The organism is Brachybacterium epidermidis (assembly GCF_015209585.1).
GTDB classification, from domain to species: Bacteria; Actinomycetota; Actinomycetes; order Actinomycetales; family Dermabacteraceae; genus Brachybacterium; species Brachybacterium epidermidis.
In genome coordinates, this window is record NZ_JADEYR010000010.1 from 60,169 (window position 1) to 82,431 (window position 22,263).

Below are 22,263 nucleotides of genomic sequence, written 5' to 3' on the forward strand. Positions count from 1 at the left end.
CCGACCTGCACCGCTGCGAGCGTAGACTGACCGTCTCAGGCAGGAGGTGAGCAGTGCAGGACCGCACCGTACCCGAGGGCGCCGTGGGGCGGGCCTCCGAGAGGTCGCCCTTGAGCCCTGCCTCCTCGCCCTCGAGCCCTGCTTCTGCTTCTGAAGGCCCGGCCGTCCCCCCGCGGCGCGGCCGCTCCCGGCTGTCCTTCTTCGGCTCCCGGCCTGCCTCCAGCACCTCCCCGTTGCTGGTCCCGCTGCTCGAGACCTTCGCACCTGGCCGCTCCAAGGAGGAGCTGGCGCTGATCCAGCGCGCCTTCACCGTGGCCGAGCGCGCCCACCGCGGGCAGATGCGCAAGAGCGGCGACCCGTACATCACCCACCCGGTCTCGGTCGCCACCATCCTCGCCGAGCTGAGCTCTCCCGCCGAGGTGATCGCCGCCGCCCTGCTGCATGACACCGTCGAGGACACCGACTACTCCCTGGACCAGCTCCGTGAGGACTTCGGTGAGGTGATCGCCGTGCTGGTGGACGGCGTCACCAAGCTGGACAAGGTCACCTACGGGGAGGCCGCCCAGGCCGAGACGGTGCGCAAGATGATCGTGGCGATGAGTCGCGACGTGCGGGTGCTGCTGATCAAGCTGGCCGACCGCGTCCACAACGCGCGCACCTGGAAGTACGTCCCGGCGGCCTCCGCGGAGCGCAAGGCCAAGGAGACCCTGGAGATCTACGCCCCGCTGGCGCACCGGCTGGGCCTGAACACGATGAAGTGGGAGCTGGAGGACCTCTCCTTCCAGGCGCTGTACCCCAAGGTGTACGAGGAGATCGTGGCGCTGGTGGCCCAGCACGCCCCGGCGCGGGAGCAGCACCTCTCCGCAGTCTCACGGCAGATCCGGGAGGACGTGCGCAAGGCGAAGATCAAGGCGGAGGTCACGGGCCGTCCCAAGCACTACTACTCGATCTACCAGAAGATGATCGTGCGCGGCAGGGACTTCGCCGACATCTACGACCTGGTGGGCGTGCGCGTGCTGGTGGACACGGTGCGGGACTGCTACGGCGTGCTGGGGATCCTGCACGCGCGGTGGTCGCCCGTTCCGGGGCGGTTCAAGGACTACATCGCGCTGCCCAAGTTCAACCTGTACCAGTCGCTGCACACCACGGTGATCGGGCCCACCGGGAAGCCGGTGGAGATCCAGATCCGCACCTGGGAGATGCATCGACGAGCGGAGTACGGCGTCGCGGCCCACTGGAAGTACAAGGCGATGGCCGGCAGCAGCTCCTCGCCCCGCGCCATCAGCGACGAGGCCACGTGGCTGCGTCAGCTGATGGAATGGCAGAAGGACACGACCGACTCCGGGGAGTTCCTCGACTCCCTTCGCTTCGAGATCAACACCCAGGAGGTCTACGTCTTCACCCCCAAGGGGGACGTGCTGGCCCTCCCCCAGGGATCCACCCCGGTGGACTTCGCCTACTCGGTGCACACCGAGGTGGGGCACCGCACCATGGGGGCGCGGGTCAACGGTCGGCTGGTGTCGCTGGAGTCCACGCTGAACACGGGCGACGTGGTCGAGGTGTTCACCTCCAAGGCACCCGGTGCGGGCCCCAGCCAGGACTGGCTCGGCTTCGTGAAGTCCGCCCGCGCGCGCACCAAGATCCGCCAGTGGTTCTCCAAGGAGCGCCGCGAGGGCGCCCTGGACAAGGGCAAGGAGGATCTCGCCAAGGCGCTGCGCCGGCAGGACCTGCCGATGCGGCGACTGCTCACCCACGAGACCCTCGCCACGGTGGCCTCGGATCTCAACCTCGGCTCGGTCGATGCCCTGTACACCGCGATCGGCGAGGGCCATGTGGGCACGCAGAACGTGGTGGAGAAGCTGCGGGCCACTTTCGGAGGGTCCGACGGCGCCGCCGAGGACGTGGCCGAGATGGCGCTGCCATCGAAGGCCCGCTCGCGACCCTCCCGGGCGCAGCGGCACGTCTCCGACACCGACCAGGGCGTGGTGGTGGACGGACAGACTGACCTGTGGGTCAAGCTGGCCAAGTGCTGCGCTCCCGTGCCGGGTGATCCGATCATCGGCTTCGTCACCCGGGGTTCCGGCATCTCCGTGCACCACACCAGCTGCGGCAATGCGGAGCAGCTGCGCCAGAACCAGCCCGACCGCCTGGTGGACGTGCACTGGTCCGGCCGGATGGGATCGGCCTACCTGGTGCACATCAAGGTGGAAGCGCTGGACCGCTCCCGCCTGCTGACCGATCTGGCCCTGGTGATCTCCGAGCAGCAGGTGAACCTGCAGTCAGCCTCCGCCCAGTCCCACGACGATCGCCTGGCCACCGGGTACTTCTCCTTCGAGCTCGCGGATCCGGCGCATCTGCAGTCGGTGCTGGCGCAGGTGCGGCGGGTCGAGGGCGTGTACGACGTCTACCGGGTCACGGCCGACGGCAAGCCGGTCTCCGCGGCCGCCCCGCTCTCAGCCTCCTGAGCGGGCGCGGGCGGCGCGAGGGAAGCTGTCCCGGTCAGCAGGGCCTCCAGCCGTCGATGCGCGGTCCGGGTGAGGTAGTGGTGGCCGAGGGAGTGCAGCTGACCCTCGACCTCCGCCTCGGTGACGTGGCCGGACTCCAGCAGGGCCCGCACACAGCGAGCGGCGGTCGTGGCATCGGCGAAGCGCAGCAGATCCAGGGCTGTGCGCACCGGCGAGGTCACCGGCGCGCCGCCGACGGTCTCGACGTCACCGGAGCTGAACGAGGCGTGCGCGACCCGGACCCCCGCCACGCGGCTGCGGTGCGCCGGCGTCAGCAGCCGGGCCGGCGCCGGTGGCGTCCCGCCCAGGATCACCCACGCAGCGGATTCACCGGCGATCACGTGGTGGGAGCGCAGCTGTGGCCCGATGGCAGCACCCAGCAGCAGAGCGCGCCGGAGGGCACTGCTCAGGACATCGGGCGGGACGAACACGCCCGGCACGATGCGCTGCAGGTAGCCGTCGGCGACCAGGGAGTCCATGGTGGGGGACTCCGGCCAGGCCTGCAGCTCGGCGGCGAGCGGGACGGCGAGCTCCGCCGCATGCTGCGACCATGCCGCACAGGGAGCGTCGTCGCCGAGGGGGTCCATGCACCGACGATGACGCAACCGGCCGGCCCCGACAATGGGGACCGGCCGATTGTGGACGGGATGCGGTGGGGAGGATCCTCGCTCAGCCGAGGTCGCGAGCCGAGCGCTCGATGACCGCCAGCCACTCCTTGCGGGCCTCGAGGGCGGCCTCGGCCTCTGCGATCCGCTTCGGGTCACCGGACGCCCTTGCCTTCTCCAGCGCCTCCTCGTAGCCGGAGATGGCCGCATGCAGCTGAGAGGACGCACCCTCGACACGCGCCTTGGTGCGCGGGTCGGTTCGGCGCCACTCGTCCTCCTCGGCCTTGCGCACCGCGCGCTCGACGGCCCGCAGGCCGTCCTCGATGCGGTGCATGTCCGAGCGCGGCACCTTCCCGGCCTCCTCCCAGCGGTCCTGGATGGAGCGCAGCGCGGACTTGGCGCCCTCCAGGTCCCGCTTCGGGTCGATGGCCTGTGCCTCGGCCAGCAGTGCTTCCTTGACCTTCAGGTTCTCCTTCTGCTCGCCCTCGGTGGCCTTGAGGTCCTCGTTGCGGGCGGCGAAGAAGTGATCCTGGGCGGCCTTGAAGCGGGCCCACTGGGCGTCGTCCTTCTTGCGGCTGCCCCGGGGAGCCCTGCGCCACCGGTCCATCAGGTCCTTGTAGGCGCGGACGGTCGGCCCCCAGTCGGTGGAGTCCTTCATCGACTCCGCCTCGGCGATGAGCTGCTCCTTGACCTGCGCGGCCTCGCCGTGCTTCTCATCGAGCTGCGAGAAGAACTGCTTGCGCATGCGGTCGAAGGAGGCCCGGGCCGAGGACAGCCGCTTCCACAGCGCCTCCTCGGTGGGGCGGTCCAGCGACACGCCCTCGGACTGCATCGTCTTCCACGTGGGGACCATCTGACGCATGGTCTCCCCGGCGCTCTTCCAGGAGATCTGCGAGGGATCGGTCGCCACCAGCGCCTCGATGGACTCGACGAACTCGGTGCGGCGCGCCGTGGCCTCCTCCCGAGCGGCCACCCGCTCCGCCTCCAGGGCCTGGATCTTCGACTTCGCGTTCTCGCGCAGATCGTGTGCCCGCGCCCGCAGGGCCGGGATGTCACCGACCACCTGAGGCTCCTTCATGTTCTTGCGAAGGTTCTCCAGCAGACGGTTCAGATCGTTCTGGGTGTGCTCCGGTGCGGCGAGCCTCTTCTCGGTGAGATCGAGGAAGGCCACCAGGTCCAGGTATGCCCGAGCGAAGGGCTCCAGCGCCTTGTCGCGGTCGGCCTCGGCGGTGGTGCCGATCGTGCGCACCTGCGTCCCGTCCTGCACGGTCACCGTGCCGTCCTCGGCCACGGAGCCGAACTCCCGCGCCGCAGCGATCGCCGCCTCGTCGTACTGCGCGGGCGGGGGGACCGCGGGGAGCAGGGGAGCCGAGGGCTTCTTGCCGGCCAGAGCGGCAGGGAGGGCGCGCCCGGTCGAGGTGAGGGCGGGGACCGCTCGGGGCTTCGGGCTCGCCGATGGTGCGGCCTGCGGGGGACGGGGTCTCGGACTCGCTCACGACTGAGCTCCTTCGATCTGATCCGCTGCGGGGCGGGACGGGCCGTCACCGGGACGGCGGGGCTGTCGCGGCGCTCCGGAAGGGGAGCGCCACGAGAGGAACTCTACAGCGATTCGGCAGGTGATCCGCTCCGCATCCGTCTCCTCGCCGGGGCCATAATGGTCGGGCCCGTCCAAGACCGCCTCCCGTGAAGGAAGTGCATCCCGTGGCGAAGATCTCCGCCCTGTCCGGATTCCCCGAATGGCTGCCCTCCGAGCGCCTTGTCGAGCAGCACGTCATCGACGTGTTCCGCGAGGTCGCCGAGCTGCACGGGTTCTCCGGCATCGAGACCCGCGCGGTCGAGCCGCTCGAGCAGCTGCTGCGCAAGGGGGAGATCGACAAGGAGGTGTACGTGCTGCGCCGCCTGCACGCCGAGGACGAGGACGCCTCGGCCGCCGGGGCGGGATCCGACCCGGCGCGCACCCTGGGCCTGCACTTCGACCTCACCGTGCCCCTGGCCCGGTACGTCCTCGAGCACCAGAACGACCTCGCCTTCCCGCTGCGCCGGTACCAGGTGCAGAAGGTGTGGCGCGGCGAGCGCCCCCAGGACGGCCGATTCCGAGAGTTCTACCAGGCAGATCTCGACGTGATCGGGCAGGACACCCTGCCCGGCCACATCGAGGCCGAGGTGGCCGTGGTGATGGCCGAGATCCTGGCCCGCCTGCCCCTGCCCGCGGTCACCATCCACGCCAACACCCGGAAGCTGTCCGAGGGCTTCTTCCGCTCGATCGGCCTGGAGGACCACACCGCCGTTCTGCGCGCTCTCGACAAGCTCCCCAAGATCGGCGAGGAGGCCGTGCGCGACCTGCTGCTGGGGGAGGCGGGCGCCAGCATCGAGCAGGCCGACGCGTGCCTCGCCTTCGCCCAGATCCGCACCCGTGACGCCTCCTTCGCCGAGCAGGTGCGCGAGCTCGGCGGCCGCGGCGAGATGGTCGAGGAGGGCATCGAGGAGCTCACCGCTGTGGTGGAACGGGTGGAGGCAGCCGTCCCGGGTGTCATCCTGGCGGACCTCTCGATCGCCCGCGGCCTCGACTACTACACGGGCACCGTCTTCGAGAGCTTCGTCGAGGGGCACGAGGGACTGGGCTCGATCTGCTCGGGCGGTCGCTACGACTCCCTGGCCACCGACAACCGCCACAGCTACCCCGGGGTGGGGCTGTCCATCGGGCTCTCCCGCCTGGTGGCGCGGATGCTCTCGGCGCAGATGGTGCGCGCCACCCGGCCTGTCCCCACCTGCGTGCTGGTGTCGGTGGCCGACGAGGGCTCCCGCTCGGACAGCGACGCCGTCGCCCGCGCGCTGCGCTCCCGCGGCATCCCGTGCGAGGTGGCCCCCACTGCCGCGAAGCTCGGCAAGCAGATCCGCTACGCCGACCGACGGGGGATCCCCTTCGTGTGGTTCCCCTCCGCTGACGGCGAGCACGAGGTCAAGGACATCCGCAGCGGTGAGCAGTCCTCCGCCGACGTCGCCACCTGGCAGCCGCCGGCGAAGGACCGCACCGTGCGGATCGTCCCGGCCGACGGGGCCTGACCGATGTGAACTGGCTCACGCGGCGTGCGGGTAAGGAATCTGCCGGCCCCGCCCGTCGTTCGTCCTGGCATGGCTACAGTCACCCTGACCGCTGAGAACCACGACACGACCGTCGAGGACGGCATCGTCCTGATCGACTTCTGGGCGGGCTGGTGCGTTCCCTGCCAGCGCTTCGCCCCGATCTTCGAGAAGGCCGCCGAGGAGCACACCGACGTCACCTTCGCGAAGGTGGACACGGAGGACCAGCAGCAGCTGGCCATGCGCTACGGCGTCACCTCCATCCCCACGCTGGTCGCCTACCGCGAGGGCATCCCGGTGTTCTCGCAGGCCGGGGCCCTGCCGCAGTCGGCACTGGAGGACCTCATCGGCCAGGTGAAGAACCTGGACATGGACCAGGTGCGCAAGGCCTACGCCGAGGCGCAGGAGCAGCAGGAGGGCTGACGAGCCCCGCTCCTCCACGAGACACGAGGCCCGCATCCGATCGCATGCGGGCCTCGGCGCGTCTCCGGGGCCGGTTGCGAGCTGCGACGCTCGCAGCGGCCCGTGGTGGGCCGTCAGTCCCCGTTGCCCTCGTGCCGACGGAACGAACCGGAGCGGCGCTTGGAGTCGAAGCGGGAGCCCCCGCCCTCGCGGTGCCACGGCTTGGCACCGTCGCGTCGCAGCGACCGATCTGCCTCCCGGCGGAACCCGCGGTCGCCGTCCCTCGTGAAGGAGCGGTCGCCGTCGCGGCGGAACGGACGGTCGCCGGCCGGGCGGCGGTCGCGACGGGGTCCGGGGTCCGCGGCGATGCGCAGCTCACGGCCGCCCACCTTCGCCGAGCCGATCGCGGCCAGCTGCTGCGAGCTGAGCCCACCGCGGATCTCCACCAGGGAGAAGCTGCCGAAGATCGAGATCTTGCCGACGTCCTTCCCGTTCACGTTCCCCTCGCCGGTGATCGCCCCGACGATGGCCGGCGGGCGCGCCCCGTGGGTGTGGCCCACACCGATGCGGTAGGCGGTGTAGCCCTTCTCGGTGCGCGGTGCGGGCCGCCGCTCGTCCTCACCGCGGTCACGGCCGCGATCGCGGCCGGTGAGGGTGGCGCCGGTGAACTCCTCGTCCTCGGTGACGGTGCCGGGGCCGTCGTCGCCCACACCCATTGCCGCCAGCGCGACCGCCAGCTCCACGGCATCGAGCTCCTTCTCGGCCAGGAACTCGCCGATCAGTTCGCGGTAGAGCTCCAGGCGGCCCCGCTCCAGGCGCTCGGGTGCCTTGCCCAGCAGGGCCTGCAGCCGATGCTTGGACACGTCCCGCGGGGAGGGGACCTGCGCTTCCTCGAGAGTCTGACGGGTGGCCTTCTCGATCGCCCGCAGGGCGCGCCTCTCGTGAGGACCGATGAAGGTGATTGCCTGACCGCTGCGGCCGGCACGACCGGTGCGGCCGATGCGGTGCACGTAGGCCTCCGGCTCCCGCGGGACGTCGAAGTTGACGACCAGGCCGATCTTCTCCACGTCCAGACCGCGCGCGGCGACGTCGGTGGCCACCAGCACCTTCAGGGAGCCGTCGCGCAGGCGCTCGACGATCTTCTCGCGCTCCTTCTGGGGGACGTCGCCGCTGATGCTCGCGGCGACCAGGCCGCGGGAGACCAGCTCGGAGCCCACCTCCTCGGCAGCGGCGCGGGTGCGCACGAACACGATCGCGGCCTCCGCATCGGTGGTGGCCAGCACCCGGGCCAGGGCACCGGTGCGATGCCGGAACGGCACCACGGCGTAGCTCTGGTGCACGCTGTCCACGGTGGAGGACTGCGGGGAGACGCTCACCCGGACCGGGTCGTCCATGTGCTCGGAGGCCACCTTCTGGATGGCTGGAGGCATGGTGGCCGAGAACAGCGCCACCTGGCGGGTGGCGGGGGAGTGGGACAGGATTTCCTCCACGTCCTCGGCGAATCCCATGCGGAGCATCTCGTCGGCCTCGTCGAGGACGGCGAAGCGCACGCCGTCCAGGCGCAGCGTGCTGCGCTTCATGTGATCCATCACGCGCCCGGGAGTGCCGACGACCACCTGCACGCCGCGGCGCAGTGCCTTCTCCTGCGGGCCGTAGGGGGAGCCGCCGTAGACGGCGACCACGTCCAGACCGTCGATCGAGGTGGCGAAGGACGTGATCGCATCGGCCACCTGCATCGCGAGCTCGCGGGTGGGGGTCAGCACGATCGCCTGGACGGACTTCTCCGCCGGATCCATGGCGGACAGCAGCGGCAGTCCGAAGGCGGCCGTCTTCCCGGTGCCGGTCTGGGCGACGCCGATGACGTCGCGCCCGCTGAGCAGCGCGGGGATCGTCTGCACCTGGATGGGGGAGGGCCGCTCGAAGCCGAGCTCGGCGACGGCGCGGCGCAGAGGAGCCGAGAGCCCCAGGTCGTCGAAACCGGTCTGGGCGGGGGAGGGTGTGTCGTCGGTCGACTCGGGGGCAGGGGCAGCGTCGGTCATGAAGTCCTTCGGCGGTGGGGGTGGAGCCCGGCGAGTCGCGCAGGGCGGTGCTCGTACGGCGACGGGCGGGTGGACCCGCACTACCGCAGGTCGGACGAGGTGACAGTCTACGGGCGGGGCTGCCCCCGGGATAGGGGTGCGTCCGGCGATGTCGCTCACCCTGCGCGGTACGCTGGGCCCCGGCGGCCCGTGCCGCCTCGCGGACCCGGATGCCCGGTCGCACCGGATCCGCGGTACCCGCCCCTAGTGATGAAGGACTTCTCGTGCTGCGCACCCATCTCGCCGGCGAGCTCCGCCCGGAGCACATCGGACAGACCGTCACCCTCACCGGATGGATCGGTCGCCGCCGTGATCACGGCGGCGTGACCTTCCTGGACCTGCGCGACGCCTCCGGGGTGGCCCAGGTGGTGGTGCGCGAGGACGAGGCCATGCATCTGCGCAACGAATACGTGCTGAAGGTCATCGGCACGGTCGATCGCCGCCCCGAGGGCAACGAGAACCCGCAGCTGGCCACCGGCGACATCGAGGTCACCGCGACCGAGGTCGAGGTGCTCAACGCCTCTGCCCCGCTGCCCTTCCAGCTCGACGAGCACACGGAGGTCGGGGAGGAGACCCGTCTGCGCTACCGGTACCTGGACATGCGCAGGCCCGGCCCGGCTCGCATCCTGCGCCTGCGCTCGGACGCCAACCGCGCCGCGCGCGAGACCCTCCTGGACGACGGCTTCGTCGAGGTGGAGACGCCGACCCTCACCCGGTCCACCCCCGAGGGCGCCCGGGACTTCCTGGTCCCCGCGCGCCTGGCCCCCGGCTCCTGGTACGCGCTGCCGCAGTCCCCGCAGCTGTTCAAGCAGCTGCTGATGGTGGGCGGCGTGGAGAAGTACTTCCAGCTGGCCCGCTGCTACCGCGACGAGGACTTCCGCGCGGACCGCCAGCCCGAGTTCACCCAGCTCGACATCGAGATGAGCTTCGTGGACCAGGAGGACGTGATCACGATGGCCGAGGGCGTCGTGAAGAGCGTGTGGGCGCTGGCCGGGCACGAGATCAGCACCCCCATCCCGCGGATCACCTATGAGGAGTCGATGCGCCGCTACGGCTCGGACAAGCCCGACCTGCGCTTCGACCTCGAGATCACGGAGATGACCGAGTACTTCGCGAGCACCCCCTTCAGGGTGTTCCAGGCGCCCTACGTCGGTGCCGTGGTGATGGCCAGAGGTGCCTCCCAGCCGCGCCGCCAGCTCGACGCCTGGCAGGAGTGGGCCAAGCAGCGCGGCGCCAAGGGTCTGGCCTACGTGCTGGTGCAGGAGGACGGCACCCTCGGCGGGCCGGTCGCCAAGAACCTCTCCGAGCAGGAGAAGGAGGGGCTCGCGCAGAAGGTCGGCGCCGAGCCCGGCGACTGTGTGTTCTTCGCCGCCGGCGAGCCCAAGCCTTCCCGCGCCCTGCTGGGGGCCGCGCGGGCAGAGATCGCCGAGCGACTGGGCCTGATCGACCACGACGCCTTCTCCTTCGTGTGGGTGGTGGACGCCCCCATGTTCGAGCCCGCCGGTGACGCTGTCGCCGCGGGCGACGTCGCCGTCGGCTCCGGTGCCTGGACCGCTGTGCACCACGCCTTCACCGCACCCAAGCCCGAGTACCTCGACACCTTCGACACCGACCCGGGCGCCGCCCTCACCGACGCCTACGACCTGGTGTGCAACGGCAACGAGATCGGCGGCGGCTCGATCCGCATCCATCGCCGCGACGTGCAGGAGCGCGTGTTCGCGGTGATGGGACTGAGCCCCGAGGAGGCCCAGGAGAAGTTCGGGTTCCTGCTGGACGCCTTCGCCTACGGTGCCCCGCCCCACGGCGGCATCGCCTTCGGCTGGGACCGCGTGGTGGCACTGCTGTCCGGTGTGGAGTCGATCCGCGAGGTGATCGCGTACCCGAAGTCCGGCGGCGGCTACGACCCGCTCACGCAGGCCCCGGCACCGATCACCCCGCAGCAGCGCAAGGAGGCCGGCATCGACGCGAAGCCCGCAGCTCCCGCGAGGAAGAAGGAGGCGAAGGACAGCGCCGAGGCGGGCCCGACGGGCGGCGACCAGCAGGCCTGAGCTCGCAGCGACCCCGAGCACGACGAAGCCCGCCCGGTGATCCGGGCGGGCTTCGTGCCGACGGGCGGTGCGCGTCAGCCGCGCGGAGCCTCACCGTGCTTGATCATGGGCCGGGGCAGTCGCCAGCGGCGGATCTGGATCGAGCGCATGATGCCGTATCCCACCAGTCCCCTCTCCACGTCACCGAAGCGCTCGGTGAGCACGGCGCGCAGGCGCTTGCGCAGGAACACCGAGTCCACCACGCAGGCGATGATCCCGCCCCACAGCACGATGATCATGCCGGTGCTCATCACCATGTACAGGTCAGGCCTGACCAGCGGCAGCACCAGTGCCACCAGCATGAAGGCCAGGGCGACCGGGAAGAAGATCTCGGCGAGATTGCGCCGGGAGTCGACGACATCGCGCACCAGGCGACGCTCGGGCCCGCGGTGCTGGATCGGCATGTTCTTCTCGTCGCCGGTCATCAGCGCCTGCTGGGCGTTCATCCGCTCCCGCTGGGAACGCTCCCGGTCCCGCCGGCGCGCCTCCTTGCGGTCGGTGACCACCAGCGGACGGCGCCGGGCGGCTTCGGCCTCGCGGCGGCTGCGGGTGGGCCGACCCTTCGAACCGGGCCTGACGGGCTGCGGCTCCGGCTCGGGCTGGGCGGGGGGCTGGGACTTGCGGAAGATCACCGGGGCATTCTAGGCGGGGTCACCTGGGACGCGTCCGGGCGGTACGGTGGCAGGCATGAACGGAGTTGACGATCACATCCCGTCCCGTCCCCGGAGCGATGCCGGAAGCGGCACGGCACCGTGGGGCCCTGACACCGATCCTTCCGCGCTGGAGGCGCAGCTCCAGCAGCTCCTGCCCCAGGCGATCGCGGATCTCGAGGACCTCGTGCGCATCCCCTCGATCGCGTTCCCCGGCTACGACCGCCAGCCCGTGCACCGCAGCGCCGAGGCTGTGGCGGACCTGCTGCGCGATGCCGGCCTGCAGGAGGTCTCGATCGAGTCCGTGGGGGACGGTGCACCGGCGGTGATCGCCCGCACCCCTGCCCGGGAGGGCATGCCCACCGTGATGCTGTACGCCCATCACGACGTGCAGCCCACCGGGGATGTCGAGGCGTGGTCCAGCGCCCCGTTCGAACCGACCCGCCGGGGCGATCGGCTGTTCGGCCGCGGGGCCGCCGACGACAAGGCCGGCGTCATGGCGCACGTGACCGCCCTGCGCCTGGTCGGGGAGCAGCTGGCCGCCGACGGCATCGGGGTGACCGTCTTCGTGGAGGGGGAGGAGGAGTGCGGCTCGCCCACCTTCCGCCCGTTCATCGAGGCCTACCGCGAGCAGCTCGCCGCCGATCTGATCATCGTGGCGGATTCGGCCAACTGGGACGTGGGCACCCCCGCCCTGACCACCAGCCTGCGCGGTGTGGTGGACCTGACCGTCGAGGTGCGGGTGCTCGAGCACGCCGTGCACTCCGGGCTGTTCGGTGGACCCGTCCTGGACGCCCTCACCCAGCTCTCCCGCCTGATCGCCACCCTGCACGACGGGAACGGCGAGGTCGCCGTCGAGGGCCTGGTCCGCGCCGCGGACCCCGCCGTCGAGATGCGAGAGGCCGACTACAGGCGAGATGCAGGGGTCCCCGCCGGCCTCGCCCTGTCCGGGACCGGTGGTATCGCCGCCCGGCTGTGGACCAGGCCCGCACTGTCCGTGATCGGGATCGATGCACCCGCCGTCAAGGAGGCCTCCAACACCCTGATCCCCGCGGCTCGGGCGAAGATCTCCCTGCGCATCCCGCCCGGCCAGGAGCCCGCCGCCGCCATGGAGGCCCTGGCGAGGCATCTGGAGGCGCACACGCCGCCCACCGCACAGGTGACCATCAACCAGGGCGAGGAGGGCAAGCCCTACCAGGCGAAGCAGGACACCCCCGCCACCGCCCTCGCGCGAGCGGCGCTCGGCACCGCCTGGGGCACCGAGGCCGTGGACACCGGGCTGGGCGGCTCCATCCCCTTCATCGCCGATCTGCTGGAGGTCTTCCCCGACGTGGAGGTGCTGGTGACGGGGGTGGAGGATCCGCAATCGCGGGCACACGGCATCGACGAATCGCTCCACCTGGGGGAGTTCGCCCGCGTGTGCCTGGCCGAGGCGCTGCTGCTGCGCGGCGCGGGTGCTCTGGGCAGGGCCTCGTGACCCATCCCCACGACCGCAGCGGGCGAGAGCCGGGAGCCAGCCCCACCGTCTCGATCCTGACGGTGCCCGCCCTGTTCGGCGGGCTCGTGCTCGGCTTCCTCGCCGGGTACTTCCTCGTGTGGTGGGGGGCGCTGGTGGTCATCGCCGTGGTGATGGGGGCGTTCGCCGCCGTCGTCTCCGGCCGGGAGCGGGATGCCGCCACCGCGCTGATCCTCGGCACCGTACTGGGCTACGGGGGAGTGCTGCTGCTGGCCACGTTCCGCGGGGCGCTCTGACAGCAGCCGCAGCACCGCGAGGGTGAGCCGCATCGCCCCCGCGCCCCGGCCACCGCCCGATCGAGCGGCGTAGGCTTGTGACACATCAGCTCTCCGAGGAGGACCTCCATGACCATCGCCACCGAGCGCCCGTCCGCCGCCCACGGCGTGACCCTCACGCCCGTCGCCGTCGCGAAGGTGAACTCTCTGCTCGAGCAGGAGGGGCGCGATGACCTCCGCCTGCGAATCGCGGTGCAGCCGGGCGGCTGCTCCGGTCTCATCTACCAGCTCTACTTCGACGAGCGCCTGATGGACGGCGATCTCACCGTCGACTTCGATGGCGTCGAGGTGGTGGTGGACAAGATGAGCAACCCGTACCTCACCGGTGCCGTGATCGACTTCGCCGACAGCATCGAGAAGCAGGGCTTCACGATCGACAATCCCAACGCGCAGAGCTCCTGCGCCTGCGGCGACTCCTTCGCCTGAGCCGCACCTCACAGTGCGCGTCCAGGGCCGTCCGCCCAGCGTGCCTTTGGTCCCGGACGCTCGCAGAACGCGTATGATGACGGGGTGCCGTCAAGTGTCGGGGCCGCAGAAAGTCCTGGTCCTGGCCTTCCCGCGAGGGAACGGCACCGCGGGCGGCAGCCCACCGAGCACCGGCTCCCCTCCCCAGGGGCCCACGGAACGAGCGGAAGGTCATCCTCAGTGATCCCCCAGGCCACACAGCGTCCGCGGCGTCGACGCCGCGCGGCGGCAGCAGGCGCGGCCCTCGCGGCGCTGCTGCTCACCGGTTGCACCGACGAGCAGCTGCGCGGGTACCTCCCCGGCTACAACGACGGCCAGGTCACCAACCACACCGAGCGCATCACCGAGATGTGGGTGGGCTCCTGGTCCGTGCTGGTCCTGGTCGGCCTGCTGGTGTGGGGACTGACCATCTGGTGCGCCATCGCCTACCGTCGCCGCAAGGACGACGTCGGCTACCCGATCCAGCTCCGCTACCACGTGCCGCTGGAGCTGATGTTCACCCTGCTGCCCGTGGTCATGATCATGACCCTCTTCTACTTCACCCAGCGCGACGTGCGCGAGATCGAGCACCACGTGGCCGAGCCCGACCTGACCGTCAACGTGGTGGCCAAGCAGTGGAGCTGGGACTTCAACTACGTCGAGCACGATGTGCACGAGCCCGCTGGCGTGCAGTCCTTCCAGACCGGCCAGGAGGGCGCAGCCGAGGCCCTGCCCGTGCTGTACCTCCCCGTCGGCCAGACGGTCGAGTTCCAGCTCGACTCCCGCGACGTGATCCATTCCTTCTGGGTTGTGGACTTCCTCTACAAGAAGGACATGTTCCCCGGCCACACCACGAGCTTCCAGATCACTCCCACACGTGAGGGCGTCTACGCGGGCAAGTGCGCCGAGCTGTGCGGCGAGTACCACTCGGACATGCTCTTCAACGTGCACGTGGTCTCCCAGGAGGAGTTCGACCAGCGCATGCAGGAGCTCGAGGAGCAGGGTTACACCGGCCAGCTCGGTGTGGACCTGAACCGCAACGAGGAGGACTGGTCGATGCGCGAGCGCTACGACGAGGCACACCCCCGCAACGCCGAGCGCACCACCACCCCGCCTGCTGAGGAGAACGACCAGTGAGCGCCCCCACCACCACCACCCGTCAGGTGCCCGCACGCTTCGAGCAGCGCGGTGAGCACAAGCGCGGGAACAAGATCTTCGATCTGCTGACCACCACGGACCACAAGCTCATCGGTCTGCTCTACATGGGCATGGCCTTCGCCTTCTTCTGCTTCGGCGGTGTGCTGGCGCTGATGATCCGCGCCGAGCTGTGGGAGCCCGGCCTTCAGGTCGTGGTCTCCAAGGACCAGTACAACCAGCTGTTCACCATGCATGGCACGATCATGCTGCTGATGTTCGGCACCCCGCTGTTCAACGGCTTCGCGAACTACCTGGTGCCCCTGCAGATCGGCGCCGTCGACATGGCGTTCCCGCGACTGAACATGTTCGCCTTCTGGCTCACCCTGTTCGGTTCGCTGATCGCCGTGGGCGGCTTCCTCACCCCGCAGGGCGCGGCCTCGTTCGGCTGGTTCGCCTACGCGCCCCTGGCCGACACCACGTTCAGCCCCGGCCTGGGCGGTGATCTGTGGGTCTTCGGACTGGCGTTGCAGGGCTTCGGAACCATCCTGGGCTCGGTCAACTTCATCACCACGATCATCTGCATGCGCATGCCCGGCATGACGATGTTCCGCATGCCGGTCTTCACCTGGAACGTGCTGATCACGGGCGTTCTGGTGCTGATGGCGTTCCCGCCGCTGGCCTCCGCGCTGCTGGCGCTCGGCGCTGACCGTCGCTTCGAGGCGCAGATCTTCAACCCTGAGAACGGTGGCCCGGTGCTGTGGCAGCACCTGTTCTGGTTCTTCGGCCACCCCGAGGTGTACGTGCTCGCCCTGCCGTTCTTCGGCATCGCCTCGGAGATCATCCCGGCCTTCAGCCGCAAGCCGATCTTCGGCTACAAGACGCTGGTGGGCGCCACCATCTCGATCGCCGCCCTGTCCGTGACCGTGTGGGCCCACCACATGTACACCACGGGCGCAGTCATGCTGGACTTCTTCGCCTTCATGACGATGCTGATCGCCGTGCCCACGGGCGTGAAGTTCTTCAACTGGGTGGGCACCATGTGGAGGGGGTCGATCACCTTCGAGACCCCGATGCTGTTCACCCTCGGCTTCCTCACCACGTTCCTCTTCGGTGGGCTCACCGGCGTGATCCTGTCCAGCCCGGTGCTCGACTTCCACATCTCCGACACCTACTTCGTGGTGGCCCACTTCCACTACGTGATCTTCGGGACCGTCGCCTTCGAGATGTTCGCCGGCTTCTACTTCTGGTGGCCGAAGATGTTCGGCTACAAGCTCAGCGAGAAGATCGGCAAGATCCACTTCTGGATGCTGATGATCGGCTTCCACATGACGTTCCTGGTGCAGCACTGGCTGGGCGTCATGGGTGCTCCCCGTCGCTATGTGAACTACCTCGCCGAGGACGGCTTCGGCTGGATGAACCAGCTCTCCACCGTGGGGGCGTTCATCCTGGGTGCCTCCACGTTGCCGTTCATCCTCAACGTGGTGCTCACCCACATCAAGCGCGAGAAGGTCTTCGTGGACGACCCGTGGGGCTACGGCGCCTCGCTCGAGTGGGCCACCTCCTGCCCGCCGCCGCGTCACAACTTCCATTCGCTGCCGCGCATCCGCTCCGAGCGTCCCGCCTTCGACCTCCACCACCCGGAGGTCAGCGCGCAGGACCACATGCTGAATCAGGAGCCGGCACAGAACAGGGACACCAACTGACATGAGAGCATCAGCGCGCATCTTCTGGATCCTCGCGGTCTTCTTCCTGATCGTGGCGATCATGTACGGCCTTCTCACCGGTTTGTACGAGCCTCTCGGCATCGAGCCCGTCGGGTTCCCGGCCATCCTGGCGCTGTCCGGACTGGCAGCCATGATCGGCACGTACCTCACGCTCAACAACCGCAAGTTCGGGACCCGTCCGGAGGACCGTCTGGACGCGGAGGTCGAGGACGAGGCCGGTGTGCAGGGCAGCTTCGCGCCCTACAGCTGGTGGCCCCTGTGGGCGTCCCTCGGTGCCGCCCTGGTGTTCCTGGGGGTTGCTGCGGGTTGGTGGATCTTCGCCCTGGGCATCATCGTCTCGATCTCCGGCGTGATCGGCTGGGTGATGGAGTTCTCCACCGGCCAGTACAGGCACTGACCTCGCCGCATCGAAGGCCCCGCACCGGTTCCTCCCGGTGCGGGGCCTTCGTTCTGCACACCTCGATGCACTCGCGGCCATCAACGGCCGGCCACAGCCTCGCCGCAGGTGATCTGCAGAACCGCCGTCGCGTGACCGGGTTGTGAACCCGCCCCTGCAGTACCAGGACGGGGGCAGACCCGACGTCGTGAGCCCGGGGGCAGCACGGGTGCCCCGACCGCGCGGCCCCCCCTCGCACCGCCTGCGGGCCGCCCGCGCCGCGTATACGGGGCCCCTCCCGCAACCGCCTGCTGGGCCCCGCCCGCACCGCCTGTGGGGCCGCCCGCACCGCCTGCGGGGCCGCCATGGCCATGCGTGCTCCTGCTAGCGTGTGGACTGATCGCCCGGTGGGAGATCCGGGCCCAGGGCGCCCCCAGGAGGCCACAGATGATGATCGGCGGAGCAGCAGATCCCGCGGCACGCGCGGAGCAGGAGATCAAGGCACTGTTCGCGGGGGATGACGTGATCGCGCATGCCGTGGACTGGGCGCGCGGTGTGCTGATGGACAAGGGCGTCGACCCCTCCGCTCATCCTCTGCGCGCCATCCGCGCACTGCGTCGCGCCGATCGGCGCCTGGGGCTGGTCCCTGCCCGCTATCTCGTCGATGCCGCCGCCGGTCGGCCCACGAGGCGGGGTCGTGCACGAAGCCCGCTCCTGGAGTGAGGCAGCCCGCACTGACGGGCAGTGCCGTGTCCGCGCTGACGCCTCGAGAGCGGCGGTCCCCGCACTCACCCGTTCTTGGCACAGCAGAAGGGCCCCGGAGACTGCTCCGGGGCCCTTCTGCGCTCAGCGCGCGGGGGCAGGTGTGCCTTCCGCGGATCAGCGACTCAGTGGACGGCCTTCTCCGCAGGGGTGCGGTAGTCGCCGCCAGTGAGCTGATCGATCGTGTGCTTCTCGTGGCCGGCGTGCTCCAGGGCCTCCCGCAGCTCGGCGGGGCTGGCCGGGGTAATGCTGTCCTTGAAGAAGAACGATGTCGCCGCAGCGCGGAGCGATGAGACGCCGTTGCCGGCCTTGAGCGGACGGTAGTCGTCGTGCTGCACGAGCACCCAGCGGTCGTACTCGTTCAGCGGCTCGTGGATCTCGATCATGTCGCCGGTCTCGGTGCGCACGATGCGGGAGGTCTCCACGCCGTGCAGCGCCTTCTGGTGGGCCTGACGCTGGAGTGACAGGCACAGGCGCTTTGTGATCCAGAACGCGAGCACCGGGGCCACGAAGAACAGGATCCGGTACAGCCACGTGAGGTCGTTGATCGACAGGTCCAACGCGATCGCCAGCAGGTCGTTCGCCGCGGCGAGCACGAGCACGATGTAAACGGTGATCCAGGCGACGCCGAGGCCGGTGCGCACCGGGGTGTTGTACGGCAGGTCCAGCAGGTGGTGCTCCCGGTCATCACCGGTCACCCATGCCTCGATGAACGGGTACAGGGCCAGGAAGCCCAGCATCGCGCCGTAGAACATCATCGGGATCAGCATGTTCCAGGAGAACACGTAGCCGAAGATCGTCGACTCCCAACCCGGGATCAGGCGCAGGCCACCGTCGGTGAACAGCATGTACCAGTCGGGCTGCGAACCGGCTGAGACAGGGGACGGATCGTACGGTCCGTACACCCACACAGCGTTGATGCTGGTGGTGGCGGAGATCAGGGCGATAACGCCGAACACCAGGAAGAAGAAGCCCCCGGCCTTCGCGGTGTACACCGGGAACAGCGGGAAGCCCACCACGTTGCGGTCGGAGCGCCCCGGGCCGGGGTACTGGGTGTGCTTGTGCAGCACCAGCAGCACCAAGTGGATCGCGATCAGTCCCAGGATGGCTGCGGGCACCAGCAGGATGTGGATGGTGTACAGGCGCGGGATGATGTCGGTCCCGGGGAACTCGCCTCCGAACAGCAGGAACGAGATGTAGGTGCCGATCACCGGGATGGACTTCGCCAGGCCGTCCGCGATGCGCAGGCCGTTCCCGGACAAGACGTCATCCGGGAGGGAGTAGCCGGAGAACCCGGCCACCATCCCGAGGATCATCAGGGTGAAGCCGATCAGCCAGTTCAGCTCACGCGGCTTGCGGAAGGCCCCGGTGAAGAACACGCGGAACATGTGCACGTAGATCGCGACCATGAACACCAGGGCCGCCCAGTGGTGCATCTGCCGGAACAGCAGACCACCGGTGACCTCGAAGGAGATCTCCAGCGTGGACTCGAAGGCGCGGGACATGTGCGCGCCCTGCAGCGCCTCGTACGGGCCGTTGTAGATAACCTCCTCCATGGAGGGGTCGAAGAACATGGTCAGGAAGGTGCCGGTGATCAGCAGGATGACGAAGCTGTACAGAGCCACCTCGCCGAACATGAACGACCAGTGGTCGGGGAAGATCTTCCGGGCGAAGAACTTGATGAAACCGCCGCCGGAGACGCGCTGGTCCAGCCAGTCACCGCCGACGGCACCGAGCTTCATCGCGCGCCCCTGCTTCGGGGCCTGCTTCTGGGATGCGGGAGTCGTGGTCGACACGTGATCACTTGTCCTTGTGGATGTCCCAGAAACTGGGACCGATCGGCTCGGGGAAGTCGCCGCGGGCCACCAGGTAGCCCTCGGCATCGACCTCGATCGGGAGCTGGGGGAGCGGCCGGTGGGCCGGGCCGAAGATGACCTTGGCGGCGTCGGTGACGTCGAAGGTGGACTGGTGGCAGGGGCACAGCATGTGGTGCGTCTGCTGCTCGTACAGCGCCACCGGGCATCCCACGTGGGTGCAGATCTTGGAGAAGGCGAGAATGCCCTCGTACCCGTTCGCCAGGCTCTCCTCGTTCTTGCCGAGCTTCGGGTCGATGCGCACGATGACCGCGGCCGCCTTGGCGCGCTCCTCCAGGAAGTGCGGGGTCTCGGAGGTGAGGTCCTCCGGCATCACGTGGAAGATCGAGTTCATCGCGACGTCCGAGGCCTTGATGGGGGTGCCGTCGTGGTCCCGGGCCAAGCGCATCCCCGACTTCCAGAAGGTGTGGTGCAGCTTGTTTCCCGGCATCGGACCCAGGGTGGACAGCGGGGCGAGCACAGCGATCGGCAGGGCCGCCAGCGCCGCCACCATCGAGGTGACGATCAGCGGACGGCGGCCGATACCGGACTCGTCCAGGCCATCGCGGATGATGCCCACCGCGGCGTCGCGGGACTCGTCGGTGCTGCGGATCGGGTGCCGCTCCTCGACCACCTCGTCATCGGGCATCAGGGTCTTGGCCCAGTGCACAGCAGCAGCGCCGATGAAGAACACGGCGATCGCCAGGCCAAGGCCGATCATCAGGTTGGACCACCACAGGGCGCGGGGGGTACCGGGCTCGGCGAACAGGTTCGGACTGTCGGGCTGCGGTGTGACCAGGAAGTACGCCGCGATGAACAGCGCGGTGCCCAGCACCGACAGCAGGAACATCACCGCCACCAGGCGCTCGGCGCGCTTCTCGGCCCTGGGGTCCACGTCCGCGCGACGGTGCTGGTGCGGGGGCAGGCCGGGGTTGGGGAACCCGCCGTTTTCGCGCGGGGCGATGGCGCTGACACCGCGGGCAGGACGGGTTCCGTCGATGTTGTCGTTCACGTGCGTGCTCACTTCGCCTTCGCCCCCAGCCACACGGCACAGCCGGTCAGCAGGGTGAGGATGATGGTCCATGCGTACAGGCCCTCGGTCACCGGACCGAGTGAGCCCAGGGAGATGCCGCCGGGGGAGCCGACATCCTCGAGCTGATCGAGGTAGGCGATCACGTCGCGCTTGTCCTCGGCGGTCAGGCTGGCGTCGTTGAAGACGGGCATGTTCTGCGGGCCGGTCTCCATCGCCTCGTACACGTGCTTGGGTTCCAGGCCCAGCACGGGCGGGGCGTACTTGCCACGGGTCAGGGCGCCACCGGCACCGGCCGCGTTGTGGCACATGGCGCAGTTGATGCGGAAGATCTCGCCGCCGTTGACCGGGTCGCCGCCGGAGAGGTACTCCTCGGCCGGGACGCTCGGGCCCGGGGCCAGGGAGGCCACGTAGGCGGCGAGCTGGCGGGTCTGCTCCTCGTTCATCTGCGGGGGCTTGCGGGCCGCCTGCGCACCGGAGCGCTGCATCGGCATGCGACCGGTGCCCACCTGGAAGTCCACGGCGGCGGCACCCACGCCGATCAGCGAGGGGCCGACAGTCTGACCGTCGGGATCCGTCTGGCCCTCGGCATTGCGACCGTGGCAGGTGGCGCAGTTCGCCAGGAACAGGGCCTCACCCGCAGCGATGTCCTCCTGCGAGTAGGACTCGGCCTGCGCGACGCGCGGCTGGAAGGCGGCATAGAGCCCACCCGTGGCAACCAGCGCCAGCAGCAGTATCACGAGCAATGCCATCGGGTGATGGCGACGTGCGGCGAGTGCCTTCACGGTTCGGACCTCGATTCGTGGAGGGGCGGGCGGGGACGGGGGACGTACCGGGGAGCAGCGGGTGCTCGATCAGAAGATCGACCAGTTGAAGTCGACCGGGATGGCGTGGCCGGGCATGCGCGACATGATCGGGTCGATCAGGTAGACGATCGCGAACAGGACGATCCACACCACGTCCACGAAGTGCCAGTAGTAGGACACGCAGATCGCGGAGACCTGCTCGTGTTGGGTGAATCGCTGCGCCGCGAAGGCGCGCGCCAGCACCATCAGGAAGGCCATCAGACCGCCGATGACGTGGATGCCGTGGAAGCCGGTGGCGAGGTAGAACACCGAGCCGAACGGGGAGGACGAGATGGTCACGCCGTGGTGGACCAGCTCTGCGTACTCGAAGGCCTGACCGGAGACGAAGATCGCGCCCATGATGTAGGTGAGGGTGAACCACTCGATCATTCCCCAGCCGGCGATGTTGAAGATCGAGCCGGTGCGGCGCTTGCGGGGCTCGAAGACCCGGCCGCTGGGCAGGCGGCCCTCGGCCATGTACACGCCGATCTGGCAGGTGACGGAGCTGGCGACCAGGATCGAGGTGTTCAGCAGGGCGAAGCCGTGTGTGAAGTTGGCCTGCCCGGCGGCGAAGACGTCCGGCACCATCGACCGGAGTGTGAAGTACATCGCGAAGAGGCCGCCGAAGAACATCAGCTCGCTGGCGAGCCAGACGAACGTCCCGATCTGGGTCGGGTTGGGGCGGCCCACCGCCGGAGCGGCGGGGGCGGGGCGCTCAGTCAGGGTCGCAGTAGTCACGTCACCATTATGTCGTGTCGTCAGATTCAGCGGGACCGGTTCACGACCTCCGGACCCACCGCGGGGCATGGCGCCCGGGCGAACCATGTCAGCATAGCTCCCCTGACGTCGCGTCACGAACCTGGACACGCGACTGATGTGCAGGTGGTGGCCCTG

19 protein-coding genes are annotated in these 22,263 nt (G+C 69.5%); 11 read left to right on the forward strand and 8 right to left on the reverse strand.

The genetic code is table 11. The features are described 5' to 3' along the window. Nucleotides 1-53 precede the first annotated feature (53 nt). Nucleotides 54-2,465 (forward strand): RelA/SpoT family protein, encoded by a 2,412-nt coding sequence (locus IOE58_RS09815; protein WP_193866207.1) that lies wholly within the window; start codon nucleotides 54-56, stop codon nucleotides 2,463-2,465. On the opposite strand, the gene IOE58_RS09820 is transcribed toward IOE58_RS09815, so the two are convergent. Both IOE58_RS09820 and IOE58_RS09825 read right to left on the reverse strand, forming a co-directional pair. Continuing rightward, on the reverse strand, nucleotides 2,405-3,091 hold the full coding sequence (locus IOE58_RS09820) for a hypothetical protein (protein WP_193866208.1): 687 nt from the start codon (nucleotides 3,089-3,091) through the stop codon (nucleotides 2,405-2,407). The genes IOE58_RS09815 and IOE58_RS09820 overlap by 61 nt on opposite strands. Before the next feature lie 82 nt (nucleotides 3,092-3,173). Further along, nucleotides 3,174-4,400, reverse strand: a complete 1,227-nt coding sequence (locus IOE58_RS09825; protein WP_348981940.1) for a DUF349 domain-containing protein — start codon at nucleotides 4,398-4,400, stop codon at nucleotides 3,174-3,176. A gap of 410 nt (nucleotides 4,401-4,810) precedes the next feature. Here IOE58_RS09825 and hisS point away from each other — a divergent pair, with 410 nt between their 5' ends. Next, nucleotides 4,811-6,172: a histidine--tRNA ligase gene (hisS, locus tag IOE58_RS09830; protein WP_193866209.1), complete on the forward strand. Its 1,362-nt coding sequence runs from the start codon at nucleotides 4,811-4,813 to the stop codon at nucleotides 6,170-6,172. A 69-nt stretch (nucleotides 6,173-6,241) separates the two neighbouring features. Then, the gene (gene trxA / locus IOE58_RS09835) at nucleotides 6,242-6,613 is read left to right on the forward strand and encodes a thioredoxin (protein ID WP_193866210.1); all 372 of its coding nucleotides are present in this window, start codon (nucleotides 6,242-6,244) and stop codon (nucleotides 6,611-6,613) included. Nucleotides 6,614-6,726: 113 nt separating this feature from the next. Here the strand turns inward: trxA and IOE58_RS09840 are convergent, their stop codons facing one another. Further along, complete coding sequence (locus tag IOE58_RS09840) at nucleotides 6,727-8,631, reverse strand: DEAD/DEAH box helicase (RefSeq protein ID WP_193866211.1); 1,905 nt, start codon at nucleotides 8,629-8,631, stop codon at nucleotides 6,727-6,729. 263 nt (nucleotides 8,632-8,894) lie between these two features. Between IOE58_RS09840 and aspS the strand changes: the two genes are divergently transcribed. Next, nucleotides 8,895-10,718, forward strand: a complete 1,824-nt coding sequence (gene aspS / locus IOE58_RS09845; RefSeq protein WP_193866212.1) for an aspartate--tRNA ligase — start codon at nucleotides 8,895-8,897, stop codon at nucleotides 10,716-10,718. 74 nt (nucleotides 10,719-10,792) lie between these two features. On the opposite strand, the gene IOE58_RS09850 is transcribed toward aspS, so the two are convergent. Further along, nucleotides 10,793-11,389, reverse strand: coding sequence for a DUF3043 domain-containing protein (locus tag IOE58_RS09850; RefSeq protein WP_193866213.1), 597 nt, complete (start codon nucleotides 11,387-11,389; stop codon nucleotides 10,793-10,795). Nucleotides 11,390-11,444: 55 nt separating this feature from the next. Here IOE58_RS09850 and IOE58_RS09855 point away from each other — a divergent pair, with 55 nt between their 5' ends. The 7 genes from IOE58_RS09855 (at nucleotide 11,445) to IOE58_RS09885 (ending at nucleotide 17,602) form a co-directional block, all read left to right on the forward strand. Then, entirely contained in the window at nucleotides 11,445-12,884 is a 1,440-nt protein-coding gene (locus IOE58_RS09855; RefSeq protein ID WP_193866214.1) for a dipeptidase, read from the forward strand. Then, entirely contained in the window at nucleotides 12,881-13,159 is a 279-nt protein-coding gene (locus IOE58_RS09860; RefSeq protein WP_193866215.1) for a hypothetical protein, read from the forward strand. Before IOE58_RS09855 ends, IOE58_RS09860 begins: the two co-directional genes overlap by 4 nt. 108 nt (nucleotides 13,160-13,267) lie before the next feature. Next, nucleotides 13,268-13,624 (forward strand): iron-sulfur cluster insertion protein ErpA, encoded by a 357-nt coding sequence (erpA, locus tag IOE58_RS09865; RefSeq protein WP_193866216.1) that lies wholly within the window; start codon nucleotides 13,268-13,270, stop codon nucleotides 13,622-13,624. A 219-nt stretch (nucleotides 13,625-13,843) separates the two neighbouring features. Next, on the forward strand, nucleotides 13,844-14,779 hold the full coding sequence (gene ctaC, locus IOE58_RS09870) for an aa3-type cytochrome oxidase subunit II (RefSeq protein WP_193866217.1): 936 nt from the start codon (nucleotides 13,844-13,846) through the stop codon (nucleotides 14,777-14,779). Beyond that, the gene (gene ctaD, locus IOE58_RS09875) at nucleotides 14,776-16,482 is read left to right on the forward strand and encodes an aa3-type cytochrome oxidase subunit I (RefSeq protein WP_193866218.1); all 1,707 of its coding nucleotides are present in this window, start codon (nucleotides 14,776-14,778) and stop codon (nucleotides 16,480-16,482) included. The genes ctaC and ctaD overlap by 4 nt, the downstream gene beginning before the upstream one ends. Before the next feature lies 1 nt (nucleotide 16,483). Then, nucleotides 16,484-16,900 carry a cytochrome c oxidase subunit 4 gene (locus IOE58_RS09880; RefSeq protein ID WP_193866219.1) on the forward strand — a complete coding sequence of 139 codons (417 nt, stop codon included), beginning with the start codon at nucleotides 16,484-16,486 and terminating at the stop codon, nucleotides 16,898-16,900. A gap of 426 nt (nucleotides 16,901-17,326) precedes the next feature. Continuing rightward, the gene (locus IOE58_RS09885; protein ID WP_193866220.1) at nucleotides 17,327-17,602 is read left to right on the forward strand and encodes a hypothetical protein; all 276 of its coding nucleotides are present in this window, start codon (nucleotides 17,327-17,329) and stop codon (nucleotides 17,600-17,602) included. Between the two features lie 164 nt (nucleotides 17,603-17,766). Here the strand turns inward: IOE58_RS09885 and qcrB are convergent, their stop codons facing one another. The 4 genes from qcrB to ctaE form a co-directional block, all read right to left on the reverse strand. Then, complete coding sequence (gene qcrB / locus IOE58_RS09890; protein ID WP_193866221.1) at nucleotides 17,767-19,437, reverse strand: cytochrome bc1 complex cytochrome b subunit; 1,671 nt, start codon at nucleotides 19,435-19,437, stop codon at nucleotides 17,767-17,769. Between the two features lie 4 nt (nucleotides 19,438-19,441). After that, complete coding sequence (gene qcrA / locus IOE58_RS09895; RefSeq protein ID WP_193866252.1) at nucleotides 19,442-20,506, reverse strand: cytochrome bc1 complex Rieske iron-sulfur subunit; 1,065 nt, start codon at nucleotides 20,504-20,506, stop codon at nucleotides 19,442-19,444. Nucleotides 20,507-20,514: 8 nt separating this feature from the next. After that, entirely contained in the window at nucleotides 20,515-21,309 is a 795-nt protein-coding gene (gene qcrC / locus IOE58_RS09900) for a cytochrome bc1 complex diheme cytochrome c subunit (RefSeq protein WP_193866222.1), read from the reverse strand. 69 nt (nucleotides 21,310-21,378) lie between these two features. Continuing rightward, a complete protein-coding gene (gene ctaE / locus IOE58_RS09905; protein ID WP_193866223.1) occupies nucleotides 21,379-22,107 on the reverse strand; it encodes an aa3-type cytochrome oxidase subunit III in 729 nt (242 codons plus the stop codon). Between the last annotated feature and the right edge of the window lie 156 nt (nucleotides 22,108-22,263).

Coding starts and splice junctions, on each gene's coding strand:
- IOE58_RS09880 (WP_193866219.1), top strand. CDS start 16,484: ATGAGAGCATCAGCGCGCATCTTCTGGATCCTCGCGGTCTTCTTCCTG.
- IOE58_RS09885 (WP_193866220.1), top strand. CDS start 17,327: ATGATGATCGGCGGAGCAGCAGATCCCGCGGCACGCGCGGAGCAGGAG.
- IOE58_RS09855 (WP_193866214.1), top strand. CDS start 11,445: ATGAACGGAGTTGACGATCACATCCCGTCCCGTCCCCGGAGCGATGCC.
- IOE58_RS09820 (WP_193866208.1), bottom strand. CDS start 3,091: ATGGACCCCCTCGGCGACGACGCTCCCTGTGCGGCATGGTCGCAGCAT.
- IOE58_RS09840 (WP_193866211.1), bottom strand. CDS start 8,631: ATGACCGACGCTGCCCCTGCCCCCGAGTCGACCGACGACACACCCTCC.
- trxA (WP_193866210.1), top strand. CDS start 6,242: ATGGCTACAGTCACCCTGACCGCTGAGAACCACGACACGACCGTCGAG.
- erpA (WP_193866216.1), top strand. CDS start 13,268: ATGACCATCGCCACCGAGCGCCCGTCCGCCGCCCACGGCGTGACCCTC.